Source organism: Cohaesibacter marisflavi (assembly GCF_900115225.1).
Lineage (GTDB): Bacteria > Pseudomonadota > Alphaproteobacteria > Rhizobiales > Cohaesibacteraceae > Cohaesibacter > Cohaesibacter marisflavi.
Genome location: NZ_FOVR01000009.1, coordinates 49,585 through 65,894 on the forward strand (window position 1 = coordinate 49,585; position 16,310 = coordinate 65,894).

11 protein-coding genes and 1 tRNA gene are annotated in these 16,310 nt (G+C 53.7%); 6 read left to right on the top strand and 6 right to left on the bottom strand.

All coding sequences use genetic code 11. The features are described 5' to 3' along the window. Positions 1 to 123 precede the first annotated feature (123 nt). A complete protein-coding gene (locus BM258_RS15780) occupies positions 124 to 4,800 on the top strand; it encodes a CheR family methyltransferase (RefSeq protein WP_090073906.1) in 4,677 nt (1,558 codons plus the stop codon). 17 nt (positions 4,801 to 4,817) lie between these two features. Here the strand turns inward: BM258_RS15780 and BM258_RS15785 are convergent, their stop codons facing one another. The 3 genes from BM258_RS15785 to BM258_RS15795 form a co-directional block, all read right to left on the bottom strand. Then, entirely contained in the window at positions 4,818 to 5,243 is a 426-nt protein-coding gene (locus BM258_RS15785) for a response regulator (RefSeq protein WP_175528109.1), read from the bottom strand. A gap of 14 nt (positions 5,244 to 5,257) precedes the next feature. Continuing rightward, a complete protein-coding gene (locus BM258_RS15790) occupies positions 5,258 to 6,478 on the bottom strand; it encodes a hybrid sensor histidine kinase/response regulator (protein ID WP_090073909.1) in 1,221 nt (406 codons plus the stop codon). 394 nt (positions 6,479 to 6,872) lie between these two features. Next, positions 6,873 to 6,959 (bottom strand) — tRNA-Leu (locus tag BM258_RS15795). A 250-nt stretch (positions 6,960 to 7,209) separates the two neighbouring features. On the opposite strand from BM258_RS15795, the gene BM258_RS15800 reads away from it, so the two are divergent. Both BM258_RS15800 and BM258_RS15805 read left to right on the top strand, forming a co-directional pair. Beyond that, a complete protein-coding gene (locus BM258_RS15800) occupies positions 7,210 to 7,791 on the top strand; it encodes a YqaA family protein (RefSeq protein WP_090073910.1) in 582 nt (193 codons plus the stop codon). Positions 7,792 to 7,900: 109 nt separating this feature from the next. Beyond that, a complete protein-coding gene (locus BM258_RS15805) occupies positions 7,901 to 8,485 on the top strand; it encodes a disulfide bond formation protein B (RefSeq protein WP_175528110.1) in 585 nt (194 codons plus the stop codon). Positions 8,486 to 8,523: 38 nt separating this feature from the next. On the opposite strand, the gene BM258_RS15810 is transcribed toward BM258_RS15805, so the two are convergent. Further along, entirely contained in the window at positions 8,524 to 9,165 is a 642-nt protein-coding gene (locus tag BM258_RS15810; protein WP_175528111.1) for a DNA-3-methyladenine glycosylase family protein, read from the bottom strand. Positions 9,166 to 9,283: 118 nt separating this feature from the next. Here BM258_RS15810 and gluQRS point away from each other — a divergent pair, with 118 nt between their 5' ends. Next, positions 9,284 to 10,177 carry a tRNA glutamyl-Q(34) synthetase GluQRS gene (gene gluQRS, locus BM258_RS15815; RefSeq protein ID WP_090073915.1) on the top strand — a complete coding sequence of 298 codons (894 nt, stop codon included), beginning with the start codon at positions 9,284 to 9,286 and terminating at the stop codon, positions 10,175 to 10,177. 32 nt (positions 10,178 to 10,209) lie between these two features. Here the strand turns inward: gluQRS and BM258_RS15820 are convergent, their stop codons facing one another. After that, positions 10,210 to 11,166, bottom strand: coding sequence for an AEC family transporter (locus BM258_RS15820; RefSeq protein WP_175528112.1), 957 nt, complete (start codon positions 11,164 to 11,166; stop codon positions 10,210 to 10,212). A 286-nt stretch (positions 11,167 to 11,452) separates the two neighbouring features. Here BM258_RS15820 and BM258_RS15825 point away from each other — a divergent pair, with 286 nt between their 5' ends. Continuing rightward, positions 11,453 to 12,514: a hybrid sensor histidine kinase/response regulator gene (locus tag BM258_RS15825; protein ID WP_175528113.1), complete on the top strand. Its 1,062-nt coding sequence runs from the start codon at positions 11,453 to 11,455 to the stop codon at positions 12,512 to 12,514. Positions 12,515 to 12,628: 114 nt separating this feature from the next. Here BM258_RS15825 and BM258_RS15830 read toward each other — a convergent pair whose 3' ends face one another. After that, positions 12,629 to 14,617 (bottom strand): protein meaA, encoded by a 1,989-nt coding sequence (locus BM258_RS15830; RefSeq protein WP_090074132.1) that lies wholly within the window; start codon positions 14,615 to 14,617, stop codon positions 12,629 to 12,631. Positions 14,618 to 15,008: 391 nt separating this feature from the next. On the opposite strand from BM258_RS15830, the gene ccrA reads away from it, so the two are divergent. After that, positions 15,009 to 16,295 (top strand): crotonyl-CoA carboxylase/reductase, encoded by a 1,287-nt coding sequence (gene ccrA / locus BM258_RS15835; RefSeq protein WP_090073919.1) that lies wholly within the window; start codon positions 15,009 to 15,011, stop codon positions 16,293 to 16,295. Positions 16,296 to 16,310 lie beyond the last annotated feature (15 nt).

The window sequence follows — 16,310 nt, forward strand, 5'->3', positions numbered from 1 at the left end:
TGTCTAGATAAAACTGATCATTTATAGTGATTACAAAAGCCTTCGCTCAATGGATCATCAGCCGAGCGCAAGGCGACATTGCATCGAAAACCGTGTTTTTCATTCCTTGGGGGAGGATTGATCATGAGTAAAGATACTGATTCCGAACAGCTTTCGGCGACACCGGCCCAAGAAGCGCTCGACCAGAAAGTGCAGAACAGCTCAGCCCCTTCGGAAAACACCAAAGTGGATGCATCTGAACAGCTATCGCATCCGCCCGCAGAAGAAACAGCTCTGGACGATCCGCAAACAGAGCCCGGTCAACAAGGCAATACGATTCGCATCGTTGCGATCGGCGCCTCGGCCGGTGGTTTGGAGCCAATAGAGCAGTTTTTTGATGCCTTACCCACAGATCCCAATGTGGCATTTGTCATCATTCAACACCTCTCCCCCAACTTCCAGTCGATGATGGATCAGTTGATCGCCCGCCACACGCATATGCGCATCGTCCATGCGGAAGATCAGATGGCCATCGAGCCCAACGTCATCTATCTCAATCCGCCCCGAACCGAGCTCTCGGTCAAAGAGGGCAAACTCTCGGCAACCGCTTATCCCGACAATGATATGCTGAGCCTGCCCATCGATGCCTTTTTCACCTCTCTCGCCAAAGAAGAGGGGGAACACGCCATCGGGATTGTCCTGTCGGGAACAGGATCGGACGGCACCAGAGGCAGCTTGCAGATCGTGCAACATGGGGGTGTCGTCATTGCGCAAGAGCCATCCAAGGCCAAGTTCGACTCCATGCCCCGCAAAGTCATCGACACCATCAACACCGCCTATGTTGCCGACGTGACGGATATGCCGGAAATCCTCGCGGCGGTGATCAGCGGCTCAGAAGTACCCCGCCCAGAACCGGAAGCCATTGATACGGAGATAGGCAATCCTGAATCCCGTATTCTGGCCATTTTGCAAAAATCCTACGGCACGGATTTCACCTTCTACAAGAACGCGACCATCCATCGCAGAATCCAGCGCCGCGCCCTGCTCAAGCGCGAGGCCAGCCTCGACAAATATTGCGAGAGCCTACTGTTTGACAAGGAAGAAATGGACACCCTTTATTGTGACTTGCTGATTGGGGTCACCGAATTTTTCCGCGACAAGGAAGCCTTCGAGGCAATCAAGTCGAAGGTTCTGCCCGACCTTGTTGCAAATATGACTGAGGAGAGACAAATCCGGATCTGGGTGCCCGGCTGTGCAACCGGTGAGGAAGCCTATTCCATCGCCATACTGGTGAGCGAAATCGCCAAGCGCAACGGTATCACGCCCAACCTCAAAATATTCGCAACCGACATCCATTTCAGATCCCTCGAAATTGCGGCAGAAGGAAGCTACAACGCCGAGAGCGTGGCCCATATTCCAGAGACATTGCTCAAAACCTATTTTGATTTTGTCGACAACCGCTATCAGGTGAAGAAAAGCCTCAGGCGCAAGGTCGTCTTCTCGACGCAAAATCTGCTAAAAGATCCGCCCTTTACCAAAATAGACCTGGTTACCTGTCGCAATTTGTTGATTTACTTTAATGAATTGGCCCAGCGCAAGGTGTTGTCGCTGTTTCATTTTGCCCTCAAGGAGAAAGGACACCTCTTCCTGGGATCAAGCGAAACCGTGGGCAATCTGGATGAAGAATTTACCTCCATCGACAAGAGATGGCGCATCTTCCAGAAAAAACACAACAGCCAGATCCGCGATGCAGCCTTCTTGATGCCCGCCACGTCACGCTCACAAGAGGACACGGAAAATGGCCTTTCCCTAAGAGAAACGCGCTCTCACAATCTGGCAGCAGCCAAAAAGGAAAGCCTCACCCGCCAAGCCCTCTATGGCGCCTATGACAGGTTGCTAGAGCGGTATGCGCCGACAGGGTTCCTGATCAATGACCTTGGCGAATTGATGCATATCTTTGGCAATGCGGACAAATTCCTGCAAGTCCGCAAGGGGTTGTTCAGCAATCGCATCACAGATCTGGTGCAGACGGATCTCAAACTCGCGATCACGTCTGGCATCGAACGCGCCATGACGATCAACCACGAACCAGACTTCGAACGCTCCGTCCAGATCAAGGAATCCGAAGACAATCTGACCCGTCTGACCATCCGGGTCACCAAGATCCTGAATGTGGAAAGCCACAGTGTTTTCCTGCTGATCACACTGGAAGAGAGGAAATCCCCGCTTTCCGAGCGCACAATCAAGAACAGCAACGCCCCCATATTGGGCCATGAAGAGATCTATGTCAGCCGCATTGCCGAACTGGAAAATGAACTTCGCTCCACGGGTGAAAGCCTTCAGACAACCATCGAAGAGCTGGAAACGAGCAACGAGGAACTGCAGGCGACAAACGAAGAACTAACCGCCTCCAACGAGGAACTGCAAAGCACCAACGAAGAGCTGCATTCGGTCAACGAAGAGCTCTATACCGTCAGCGCCGAGCATCAGCGCAAGATTGTCGAACTGACCGAAATGACGGATGACATGGAGAATCTGCTGCGCAGCACGCAAATCGGAACCATCTTTCTTGATGAAGAGGCGAGAATCCGCCGCTTCACACCAGCCTCAACAAAAGCCTTCAACCTGATGCCTCATGACGTAGGCCGCCCCATCGGCCATGTCACCTGCCGTTTTGACAGCACCGACTTGCTGACCCACACGCAGGAAACCATCACCAGAGGCACCGAACATTCAAGAGAAGTCGAATGCGATGGCATCATCTATCTGCTGAATATTCTACCCTATAAGACCGAGCTGGAAACCATCACCGGCGCCGTCATTACTGTGTTTGAAATTGATGAATTGAAACGCGCGCAGGAGCGTGTGAAACAAGAACGCGAATTCTACAAAACCGTCGTCGATCTTCAGAGCGACCTCATCTGCCGCTTCAAGCCGGACACGACCATCACCTACGCCAACAGTGCCTTTCATGCCTTTTTCGACATCACCCCGGACGCCATAAAGGGAACCCTTTTCAAAAATCTTTTGAAAACCCCGCAAAAGGAAGATCTGGTCAATGCGATTGAAAATCTGGAGCAGGATGTCTCCATCGAATGGGAGTTCAAACAGGCAGACAAGTCCAGCAAATGGCTGCAATGCCGCTTCAACATCCTGCGAGACGAGCATGGAGCGATTTTCGAGATTCAGGCGGTCTTGCACAATGTGACGGAAATTGTCGAACGGGAGAATTTGATTAGCGAGTTCAACCGCATAGCGGCCAGCACCAATCTTGACCTCAACGACAAGATCGAGCGTATTCTAACCCGCGTATCCGAGGTCTCAAGGCTACCTGCTGCGCTGAAAATAAGTTTCGAAAATCAGCAGATCGCAATCGACACCATTATCGGGATGAAAAAGGGCAAGCTCTCGGTTGGGCAGACCTTCTCAACCCCGTGCGCTTCTTGCCAGCATGCTCTGACCTCTGACGAGGGCATACCCTATCGGGACTATTTCATCGCCTGCATTGTCAGGACCACAGACATATTCCATTCCAAAGGCTATCAAACAGTCATCGGCGCGCCGACCATAAGCAATGGCGAGGCCAACGGAGCCATTCTCCTTGCCTCGAAATTCCACATCAGCAAAAGCTATCTTGAAAATTACCAGCCAATAGTCGACCGCATTGCCGACTGGATCGGCTATGAGCTGTTTCGCAGAGACCAGCAAGAGAAGCTGGAAATGCTCAATAACATGTTCATGGAAGAAGAAGAGCGCTTCCGCAAGCTCTATATGGAAACCCCGGTCATTATGCATTCCCTCGACAAGGATGGCATTATTGTTGAGGCCAATGAAGAATGGCTCACAACGCTGGGCTATGAACGCGAGGACGTCATCGGTCACCATTGGGAAGAATTCATGACGGAGGCCTCAACGCAATATGCCTATGAGGTGGTATTGCCCGAGACCACCAAGAACAAGCAAGCCGACAATGTGCCCTTCCAGATGGTTAAAAAGGACGGGGGCATCATAGATGTCGAAATGTCGACCATCATCGTTGCAGACGGAAAAGGCGTTGAGCAGACTCGCACCGTACTCGCCGATGTGTCCGACAGGGTGCGCGCTGAAAAGGAACTCGAAGCACACAATCAGGAACTCAAGCTGATCAACGAGAATCTCAATCAGTTCACCCATATCATCAGCCACGATTTGGCTGGCCCGCTCCGCGCCATCCAGCATACCGCGACCTGGATCGAGGAAGATCTGGACGAAAACACCCAAAACGAAATCCAGGAGCATATCGACCGGCTAAAGGACCAGATTTCGCATCTGGGCAGCCTGATCGCAGATCTGTCAGATTATTCCAAAGCCGGTTCTAATGTTCAGGAAGCTGAAGAAATCCATCTGACAGTCAATCTGCAAAGCATCTTCGATATCGTGGACGGCAGCGACGCCATCCGCTTTGAGACCAGCTTGCCACAGGAGAGCATTCTTACCTACCGCGCGCCCCTGTTACTCGTGCTGCGTAACCTGATTGAAAACGCCATTAAATATCATGACAAGGACAATGGTATTGTGAAGGTCTGGCAGGAAGATCTGGGCGATGCATGGGCCTTTGCTGTCTGCGATGATGGGCCGGGCATCGACCCCAAACATCACGGCAAGATCCTGCTCCCCTTCAGGAAGCTGGAACGCAAGGACAAGGTTCCCGGAAACGGCATGGGACTGGCATTGGTCAAGAAAGCCATTGAGTCCGTAGGCGGAACGCTGACAATCCTCTCGGATCCATCCATAGAGCCGGGAACGACATTTCGTTTCACCTGGCCCAAACAAGGGAAATAGCCTGCCGCTAGCAACATTCAGGATGGCAAGCGGATGATCTCGCAAAAATCGAACAGCAGCTGCATGGAGCGCGCCATCTTGGCAGGCTCCATTTCCTTGACGATATAGCCGGACGCAAAATGCTGATAGGCAAGATTGACATCTTCGGCCAGATTTGAGCTGGAAATGACAAAGATGATGCTGTCTCTCAAAGCGGCATCTGCCCTGATTTCATCAAGGAATTCATAGCCCGACATACCCGGCATGTTGAGATCGGACAAGATGACGAACGGTCGCTCGATCTCTCCCCCACGCAACATCTCCAGCGCCTCCGCCCCGTCCCGGGCATTGACAAGCGCGATGTTCCCACCATGCTTTGCCAGCGCACGCTTGACCAGAAACACATCCGCCTGATCGTCTTCAATCAGAAACAGGGTCGCCTTGCTGTCATTTTGTGAAGTCAATGGCCGGGTTTCTTTCACGCCCGCACGCGGCACAGACGCAGGGAAACACAGGTTCCCTCACCCGGCGTACTCTCTATCAGAACCGCGCCACCGTGGCCGTCCATGATCTTCTCAACGATCGGCAGCCCGAGCCCTGTTCCCTCCTGTGTCAACTCGGCAGAGGGTAGCACACGTCCATAAGGCTTGCGTGCCAACTCGATCTCTTCGGGACTCATTCCCGGACCGTTATCCCTGACCGCAATGCAATAGCCATCCGATGTCGCGGCCAGTGACACATCAATCCGGCCATCTGCCGGGGTATATTTGATCGCATTAGACAGGAGGTTCACCAGCGCCTGGGTCATCAACGATCGGTGACAGTGCGCGCAGAGCCTTTCCTTGTGCAATTGCACAGCAAGCTCAATCCCCTTGTCTGAAGCAAAGAACTGGACCAGTTCGACCGCTCGGGCAATGACTTCATCAAGATAGACATCTTCAAGCTGTTGCTTGACCGTCTCAAGCGCATTGCCATTCTGCAGCATCAGATTGTTAATGACCTCAAGCAGATGCAGGCCGCCGGTATGAATTTTAGTGGCAAATTTTTGATATTCTTCTGGCACTTGCAGATTGAGACTGTTGCCCAAAATCATTTCCGAATAGCCCAGTATGGCATTCAGAGGCGTACGCAAATCATGCCCCATGGTGGCATAAAAGCGATCCTTGGCTTCATTGGCCTTCTTGAGATTGTCTATGGTTTGCTGCAGCTGCTGTTCCAATCGATGGGTATGGCGCGCGCTGCGAATGGTCGCCTCCAGCAACACAGGCGTCAGCTGGTTTTTGTTGATACAGTGCCTGGCCCCTGCCTTGAGCGCGATTTTCTGCACATCTTCTCCGGGCATTCCCGTCAGCAAAATGACAACCGAATTGGAATTGATGTCCCCGATAGCATTGATCGCAGCCACGCCTGTTTCCATGCCAACCCAGAAATCCACCAGCACGACATCATAATGCGTCTTTCTGGCAGCAATCACCGCATCAGAAACAGACGTCACCCAGTCCAGATCCACCCTGTAGGAATCCAGATAGAGAAGCGCCTTCTTGGTGATCAGGAAGTCGGTTTCGTCATCTTCCAGTACCAACACGCGAAGCGTCTTTTCAAGCGGGAGCTGCTCCTCTGAGAATATATCGACAGAAGTAACCTCACTTAATGCCTCACTCGATGATAATCCCCCCAGATCCCATCCCTCCAAGTGCATGGCTAACCCCCTGTCAGCAACACTGCCTTATCACCGGAAACAACAAATAAAGCCAAGTTTAGAATCAATTCAGTTATTAACAAATAATTAACATATTTGTACTTTGGAATCAAACACCTATTGGATTTCAGGAAATTCCATTGCTCTAAAATAATAAACAACGCTGAACATAAACACTGTTTTCACCAAGGAAAAAACAGCCAGATAACATCAGACGATCCCAATAGCTTCATCTACACTTACGCATGGATAATCTACCTCTACACTCTGCTCGTTAGCACTTGGATTGAGGTCTTATCCCCTCCTCTTGCCTTTCCGCCAAGGCGCATACACAAACGCAAAAAACCACCCGACCATTGAAGGTCTGAGTGGTTTTGATGATCCATAAAATGGATGGTGCCCCTGGCCCGACTCGAACGGGCACTCCGGTGAAGGAAACGGATTTTGAATCCGTCGCGTCTACCAGTTCCGCCACAGGGGCTATTTGAGGGCCGAATATAGAAGCAAAATTTGTCCCGTCAACTCATAACCGTCATAAATTTCTTATAGTCAACACGAATTGACACTTGTTTGCACCTTCAGATATGAACGCGACTGGTATTAGCACGCGCAATTGCTTACTTATAACCAACACAACAAAAAGTCAGAGCCGATGAGAATGAGACCACGGGCGACTAAAAAAGTACCGTAGTGTCTTCACTTGACGCATGAAATCAAGGATAAGAACGGGCATGCTTCGCAAACTATATGATTGGACGATGGGGCTGGCCAGCAGCCGACGAGCCACTTGGGCGCTCGCTGGCGTTTCCTTCGTTGAAAGCTCCGTTTTCCCCATTCCGCCCGACACACTGCTCGTGCCCATGGTCATTGCCAAGAAGGAAAAGGCATGGTTTTACGGAGCAATATGCACCGTTGCTTCGGTGATTGGCGGCCTGTTGGGCTACACCATCGGGGCGTTGCTCTTCACACAGGTGGCAGAGCCTATTCTAGCTTTCTATGGATATGCAGACAAATTCGCATCATTCACCGAGCGCTACAATGACTGGGGAGTCTGGATCGTGTTGATCGCAGGGCTCACACCCTTCCCCTACAAGGTAATCACCATTGCCTCAGGCGCAACCGGGCTTTCCCTGCCCGTCTTCATGGTCGCTTCCATCGTGGCGCGTGGTTTGCGCTTTTTCATTTTGGCCGCCCTGCTCTACTGGCTAGGCCCTCCAATCCGCGATTTCATCGAAAAGCGCCTCGGGCTTGTCTTCACCATTCTCATGCTTCTGCTCGTGGGCGGTTTCGCTGCCGTCAAGTATCTCTTGTGATCCACCCCCGCCCTTGAGACGAATTGCAGCAGCCATGGCCATTGACAAAATTTGGACACGGTTGCTCTTTAGCGACATATCGGAAGATATATTTCTGAAAGATAGTTTTATGAACCTGACCGCTCCAATTGGCAAATCCCAAGCGCTGGCTGGTACACTTCTCGTACTGGGCGCACTTTTCATGTCCGCCTGTTCTCTGGGCTTTGAGCATATCGGCGGCTATCAGCCCTGCCAACTATGTTATGTTCAACGCCATGTCCACTATGCTTTGATTCCGCTAACGCTGATCACCCTGCTCACGGTCTGGCGCAGTCTGCCGCCAATCGTCGTGCGCCTTGCCTTCATCATTTTGGCTGGAGTGCTGGTCTATGGAGCAGGCGTTGGCGTTTATCAGGCTGGCGCGGAATGGGAATTCTGGCTTGGCCCGAATGATTGCGCCAATACCATTCCTGTCACCAAAGACGCCTCTAATCTTCTGGCTCAGCTCAAGACAACCAAGCTGATCAGCTGCGATGTCGCCCAGTTGCGCATTCTTGGCCTCTCCTTTGGCGGTTGGAACGCGGTTCTGTCTTCCATCGAGGTCATCATAGCCCTGTGCGGCGCCTTCCTTTCCAAAGATGCTCTGGCGCCCTTGTTTGCGCGCCTGCCCTTCCTTGGCAACTGGATGCAGGCCATCGTCAAGAACCGTGCCTGATTGCCCCACTTACGGATAAATAATCAAGGGCGTGCGGGTTATAAAATACCCTCGCGCCCTTTCTTTATCTGCCGATAGAAGGCCCAGAAAAGATGAGCCGCCGCTCCACGCTCGGGCGCCCAAAGCGCTTCAGCCATAGCCGCAAGAGGTTTCTCACCGGGACGATCATCCAATCCCAGCGCCGAGGCCACGGAAACCTGCAAAGCCAGATCGCCAGCAGGGAATATATCAGCCTGCCCCAAACAGAAAAGCAAATAGACATCCGCCGTCCATGGCCCAACGCCGTGGAGAGATATAAGCGCACGCCGGATCTCCGATGGGTCCCGCTTTGCCAACGCATCAAGATCAAATTCGTCTCTGATGGCCTCAACGATCCGTTGCACCGTCTTGATCTTGGGACGCGAGAGCGTACAGGCCCGCAAGTCCTCTTCGCTAGCATCCGCTAACAGTTGGACATCGCATACCGGAAAACGCGTTGTGAATTTTTGCCAGATTGCGCGGGCGGACGCCACCGAAACCTGCTGGGCTAGAATGATCTGCAACAGCCCCTCCAGCCCTGCGGGCTGACGTCGCAAGGCAATCGGCTTACACTGCTCCAGAAGAGGCACAAGACGCGAATCAAGCGCAACCAACCGCGTAAGCGACGCATCAAGATCTGCCTGACAATGCAAATAGGACACCAAGCCCTCTCCTTTTCAAAGATGGATGCTGCCCTGATGCAGCCAATATGCTGGACGAACCCCACATCTAGAGGCTATCAATGCAGCACGCAACACCAGCCGGACCCCATTTCGCCTCATGCCTGCACTCTTCCGCTTTGCCCCCAGCCCGAACGGCGCCCTGCATCTGGGCCATGCCCTTTCGGCGCTACTGAATTTCGAGGCCGCAAAACAGACCGATGGCCGTTTCCGGTTGCGCATTGAAGACATCGACACCGTACGCTGCACTGAGGACAAGATCACGCAGATGCTTGATGATCTTGACTGGCTCGGCATCCGTTGGGAAGAACCGGTCATGCGCCAATCCGAACGGTTTGCCTTTTATGAAGATCACCTGCAAGACCTTAAGGCGAAGGGGCTGCTTTATCCATCGCAGGCAAGCCGCAAGGACATTCAAAGGGCCGTAAAAGAATGGGAGACAACAGCCAAAAGCCCTTGGCCGCGAGATCCCGACGGCGCGGTTCACTATCCGCGCGCCCTTCTGTTTGAAAAAGAAAAGGATGGGGGCAATGCAGCTTGGCGGCTCAATATGGAAAAAGCGCAGGCCGCCTATAGCCACCCGCTATTCTGGCAAGAGACCGGCCCTCTTGCCCCCACCTATCCGCAAGCCACCCAAATCGCAGCATCCCCACAGGAGTGGGGCGACGTCATTCTGGCGCGCAAGGATTGCCCGACAAGCTATCATCTCTCGGTGGTGCTTGATGACGCCGCCCAAGGCATCACCCATGTGGTGCGCGGTCAGGATCTCTATGCCGCAACAAGTCTGCACAGGCTGTTGCAAAGCCTGCTCGATCTGCCCGCCCCGCTTTATCATCATCACCGGCTACTCACTGACATTGGGGGGCAGAAGCTGTCAAAATCGCGCCAGAGCCTCAGCCTCAGGGCATTACGCAAAGACGGCGTCACCCCTTCCCAGATCAAAAAGCTGATCCGTTGGAGCGACGCCGACCTTGAAGCCTTTACGGCTGTCTAGAGCCTAGCGATGGTCTAGAGAGTGGCGACGACCTAGTGGCCCATGATGGTATGCGCCACCGAAATCCAGAAAGGCAGCGTCACAAGACTGACCAGCACGGACAGGGAAATTGTGTTGGCTGACAATCTGTGGCCCACGCCGAAATGGTTCGCCAGAAGATAGGCATTGACCCCGGTCGGGCTGGCAGCCCCCAAAAGGATCACCGCGGTCCATGCATTGGGCAAAGGCAGAATGGTGGCCGTAACCAGATAGAACAGCGCAGGAAAAGCCACTGTCTTGATGATTGCCAGCGCAAGGCCGTTGAGGATATCCCCCTGCAAACCATATTCACGCATGCTCATGCCCATGGCCATCAGGGCCAAAGGCACAGTCACCGGCACAATTCGGTCAATCACGCCCGAGGCCAGCTCGGGGATCGGCAGCCCGATGAAGCCCCAGATACCACCGGCCAGAATGCCCAGAATGATGGCGTTGCGCATCAGCCCCTTGCCAACCTTGAGCAGAATGGCGCCAAAATGCAATGCTTGGCCGGGCTCACGCGCATAAACCTCAACCATGATGGAGCTGAGCAAGGTCATGATCGGCAGATGGATCGTCAGCAACATGACCAGCGGCACCAGTGAATCCTCCCCGAACACGGCCGAAATAACCGGAATCCCCAGCAACACCAGATTGGAAAAGCCGCTCGAGATACCAGCCACTGCCAACACGCTTCCTTCCCTCCCAAAAAGAAAGCGTGTGACAAGCATGCCCAGACCAAACATGGCAAAGACACAAAGAAAGAAGGCGCCCCAAAGGGACCATGGCGCCTGCTCGGACAGGTTGGCCGTGGCCAAAGAGCGGAACATGGTCAGGGGCAAGGGGACGGTGAAGACGAATTTCGACAAGGCAGCGCCTGCTTCCTTGGGAATAAGACCGCTGAAGATCAGCCCATAGCCAATGGCTATCAAGGCAAAAATCGGGAAGACAATATTAAAAATATCGAGCATATAAGAGCTCCGGAAGGAAGGGGTCGTTCGAGGGGCGTTGTTCCCGGACATTAGCAAAAGAACCCACGACAAAGGACCATTGACCGAAAAGACAAGCGGTTCGAGGAAAATTGTGTTGGAACCTGCCGAAAATACAGGGCATCTTAGGATGCATGCCCGTACTCTAATGAAACAACAATGTGTGCCTATAGCATAGATTATGACAAGAAACAGCCTGAATACCGATACAAAAAGACAAAAAACGGACAGCTTTCGTCACGACTTGCGCACACATTTGAGCGCCATTGTGTCTCTGACTGACCTTATCCGCAAATCCGAAGATCAGGAGAAAATAGCCGCCCTTATCGAGGCTCTGCATTTTGCTGCCAGCAATGCCATGACCATGGTGGAAGGTGGGGCTGAACTATTCAAACAGCCCAAACAGGAGACGATCCTGCTCAGTTGCTGGCTAAAAGAGTTCGAAGGTCTGGCGTCGCTGCTGGCCAATTCCCATGGCGCGCGGTTTCAACTGGCAATTTCTCCAGATCTTGAAGAGGGTGCCCCCCTGGCCCCTGCGCCGAGCTACCTGCACCGCACCCTGATGCTATTGCTCGATAATGCCCTCAAATATGCGCAGCAGGCGACGATCACGCTAACCGCCGCGCTCAAGTCGGACACCGAAATTCTGCTCACCTTATGCGACGATGGCCCGGGCTTTCGGGAGGAAAATCCCGAATTGCTGTTCGAGCCCTATCATCGCGGCGAAGGACAAGATGCCTCAGATGGCAAGGGCCTCGGCCTGTGGAGCGCACGCCACATTCTTTCCGTCATGGGAGGCACCATCACCGCACAGGAAAACACGCCACACGGAGCCTGCTTTCTCATAACACTGCCCTTGGAACAAGCCCGCCTTCCCGAGCCGGAAAAGTCGAAGCCATCCAGACCCAGCATCAAGCACGCCCTAACCGAGAAGCAAGGTAATGAAAAAGAGCGAGCAAAAATCCTCATCGTCGATGACAATAAAACCAATCTGCTTATTCTGGCCGAAATCCTTAAGGCGTTGGGCTTTAGCCCGATCACCGCACAATCAGGCAGCGAAGCGCTTGAATTATTGAAACACATCCAGCCGGATCTGGCGATCTTTGATATCCGCATGGATGGCATGAGCGGATGGGACCTGATCAAGCACATACAGCAAAAGAAAAATCACGCGGCTCTGCCCGTCATCGCCATTTCCGCAGACGACGCCCCTCAAACGATTGCGCCCTTCAAGGCGTGGCTCAGACGCCCGATTGAAGCGGATACGCTCTATGAGCTGCTGACATCCTGCCTTGCAGACAGCACTCTCGCTCGGCCTAAAAGCCAGTAAAATAACGGGCCACTAAGCCAGCATCGGTAAAACACCATGAAAAAGGGTCCGTAATACGGGCCCTTTGTATGTGCCAGCATTTTCATATGCTGGGAGGCTTGTTTTAAAACAGGCTCAGGTCACCAGCTCGGCGATATTCTTCATGATTTCGTTGATCTGGAAATTCTTCGGCGTGTAAACGGCCGCAACTCCATAGCCCTTGAGGATCTCCTCATCTGCAGGTGGAATGATCCCCCCCACCACCACCGGCACATCATCGAGCTCGGCTTCCTTCATCAGTTTCATGACATCGCCCACCAGTGCCAGATGCGAACCGGACAGAATGGATAGACCAACCACATGAACACCCTCTTCAAGCGCGGTATTGACGATCTGCTCCGGCGTCAGGCGAATGCCCTGATAGACAACTTCCATGCCAGCGTCCCGCGCCCGCACGGCAATCTGCTCCGCACCGTTGGAATGACCATCAAGGCCCGGTTTGCCGACCAAAATCTTGAGGCGCCGCCCAAGCGTTTCAGAGGCCTTGTTGACCGCTTCGCGTACATCGGAAACATCGTCCCCCTCCATGCGAGCGGATTTGCCAACGCCGGTTGGCGCTCGATATTCCCCAAAAACATCTCGCAACACGGCGGCCCATTCGCCGGTTGTCACGCCTGCCTTGGCGCAAGAAATGGAAGGCTCCATGATGTTGGCCCCGGCCTCGGCCGCCTCGCGCAAAGCTGTCAGCGCATCTTCAACAGCAAGATCATCGCGCGCCTCGCGCCAAGCCTTGATCTTGTTAATGGCTTCCTCTTCAACAGCTGGATCAACGGTCAGGATGCCACTATCTTCGCCGGATGAGAGCGGGGAAGGCTCGCTTTCCTGATATCTGTTGACGCCGACAAGAACCTGCTCACCACTCTCGATCCCCTCAAGGCGCTTGGCGTTTGATTCAACGAGCTTCTGCTTCATATAGCTTGATTCAATGGCCGAAATCGCGCCGCCCATTTCTTCAATGCGGACCATTTCCTCGCGGGCCTCAGCCTTGAGCGCCTTGACCTTGGCATCAATCGCGGATGACCCGTCAAACAGATCCCCATATTCCAGAAGGTCTGTCTCAAAAGCCATGATCTGCTGCATCCTCAAAGACCATTGCTGATCCCACGGGCGGGGCAAGCCCAACGCTTCGTTCCAGGCGGGAAGCTGAACCGCGCGGGCGCGGGCATTCTTGGACAGCACCACCGCCAGCATCTCGATCAGAATACGGTAGACGTTATTTTCGGGCTGTTGTTCGGTAAGCCCCAACGAATTGACCTGCACTCCGTAGCGGAAGCGGCGATAGCGTTCCTCTTCCACCCCATAACGCTCGTGGCAGATCTCATCCCACAATTCCGCAAAGGCGCGCATCTTGCAGATTTCGGTCACAAAGCGCATGCCCGCATTGACGAAAAAGGAAATGCGCCCCACAGCCTTTGGGAAGTCCTCTTCGCTGAGCACATCGCTTGCCTTGACGGCATCCAGCACGGCGATCGCCGTTGACAGCGCATAGGCCAACTCTTGCACCGGTGTCGCGCCCGCTTCCTGCAAATGATAGGAGCAGACATTCATCGGGTTGAACTTGGGCATATGGCTGTAGGTAAAGCCGATGATATCGGTTGTCAGCTTCAGGGATGGCTTGGGCGGGAAGACATAGGTCCCCCGCGAGAGATATTCCTTGATAAGATCATTCTGCGTAGTGCCTGCAAGCTTGGCTCTGTCAGCTCCCTGCTCGTCAGCCACGGCTATATAGAGCGCCAGCAGCCAGGCAGCCGTTGCATTGATCGTCATCGAGGTATTCATCTGATCGAGCGGTATCTGGTCAAACAGTTCCCGCATATCGCCGATATTGGCAATAGGCACACCAACCTTGCCCACTTCACCACGCGCCAGCGGATGGTCCGGATCATAGCCCGTCTGGGTCGGCAGATCGAAGGCGACCGATAGACCCGTCTGCCCCTTGGACAGATTGTTCCTGTACAGCGCATTGGATGCCTTGGCGGTTGAATGCCCCGCATAGGTGCGAAAGATCCACGGGCGGTCCTTTTCCTGACCGGACACGGATTTTTTGGCACCGGCAACTTCCATACTTTTGTTTATAGCTTCTGCGCCACTCATTTTACTCTCCTCCCGCAAAGGCCGCACGGGCTCCACCCCTATTCAGAGCCCTTCCCTGTCAGGCCGCTGCCAAACGCATCCGGACAGCTCAATTGAGACAAGGTCTTACGGCTTTTCCCCTCTACTCTCCCGTTCTTCATGCCCCTCAAGACAGCCACAGGAGAGATTGCCTCTCTTCAAGCTCCGAGTGTCTCTTCGCACACGCAAAATGCAAATTGGCAATAAGACTTATATCTTCTGGCCCAATAATTTTGGATAATTTCGCAATCGCACCATAAAATGGGACCAAGCTCACCCATTTTTGCTGCATCGCAACATAATCAGAATCGCAGACAGTTCGTAATGATCGGGAGGAGCACCAATGACTGAGGACCTGCTTGCCCAAGGCACAACCGGTGAGAAGAAGGATCTCTATGAAATCGGAGAAATTCCACCGTTGGGCCATGTGCCAAAAGAAATGTATGCCTGGGCCATCCGCCGCGAACGCCACGGGCCACCGGAAAAATCATTTCAGGTCGAAGTGGTGCCAACATGGGAACTGGACAGCCACGAAGTGCTGGTTCTGAACATGGCCGCCGGTGTCAACTATAATGGCATCTGGGCGGGCCTTGGCGAACCGGTCTCCGTGTTCGACGTGCACAAGCAGCCTTACCACATCGCAGGGTCTGACGCCTCCGGCATTGTCTGGGCGGTTGGCAGCAAGGTCCGCAACTGGAAAGTCGGCGACGAAGTTGTCATCCATTGCAATCAGGATGACGGCGACGACGAGGAATGCAATGGTGGCGACCCGATGTTCTCGCCCACACAGCGCATCTGGGGCTATGAGACGCCAGACGGCTCCTTTGCCCAATTCTCCAAGGTTCAGGCGCAGCAGCTGATGCCCCGCCCCAAGCATCTCACTTGGGAAGAAAGCGCATGCTACGTGCTGACCCTCGCCACCGCCTACCGAATGATGTTCGGCCATATGCCTCATGAGCTGAAGCCTGGTCAGAATGTGCTGATCTGGGGTGCTTCGGGTGGCTTGGGTGTCTTCGGCGTGCAGATTGCAGCCGCAGCAGGCGCCAATGCCATTGGCGTCATCTCCGATGAAAGCAAGCGCGATTTTGTCATGAACCTTGGAGCCAAGGGTGTCATCAATCGCAAGGATTTCCATTGTTGGGGCCAGCTACCCAAGGTGAACTCCCCCGAATATGCCGACTGGTTTGCCGAAGTGCGCAAATTCGGCAAGGCCATCTGGGAATATACCGGCAAGGGCAAGAATGTCGATCTGGTCTTCGAGCATCCCGGTGAAGCCACGATGCCGGTCTCCACATTCGTCGTCAAGCGCGGCGGCATGGTGGTCATCTGTGCGGGAACCTCAGGCTTCAACCTGACCATGGATGCCCGCTATGTCTGGATGCATCAAAAGCGCGTTCAGGGCTCCCACTTTGCCCACCTAAAACAGGCCATGGCCGCCAACCAGATGGTGATCGATCGCCATATCGATCCTTGCATGTCAGACGTCTTCACATGGGAGCAAATCCCCAAGGCACATGAATTGATGCTGAGCAACAAGCATCAGCCGGGCAACATGTCCTGCATGGTCAATGCGACCAGAACGGGCCTCAAGACTCTGGAAGAAACCATTCTAGCCAGCCGCAGCTCCTAACAGGCAAGGCCAATC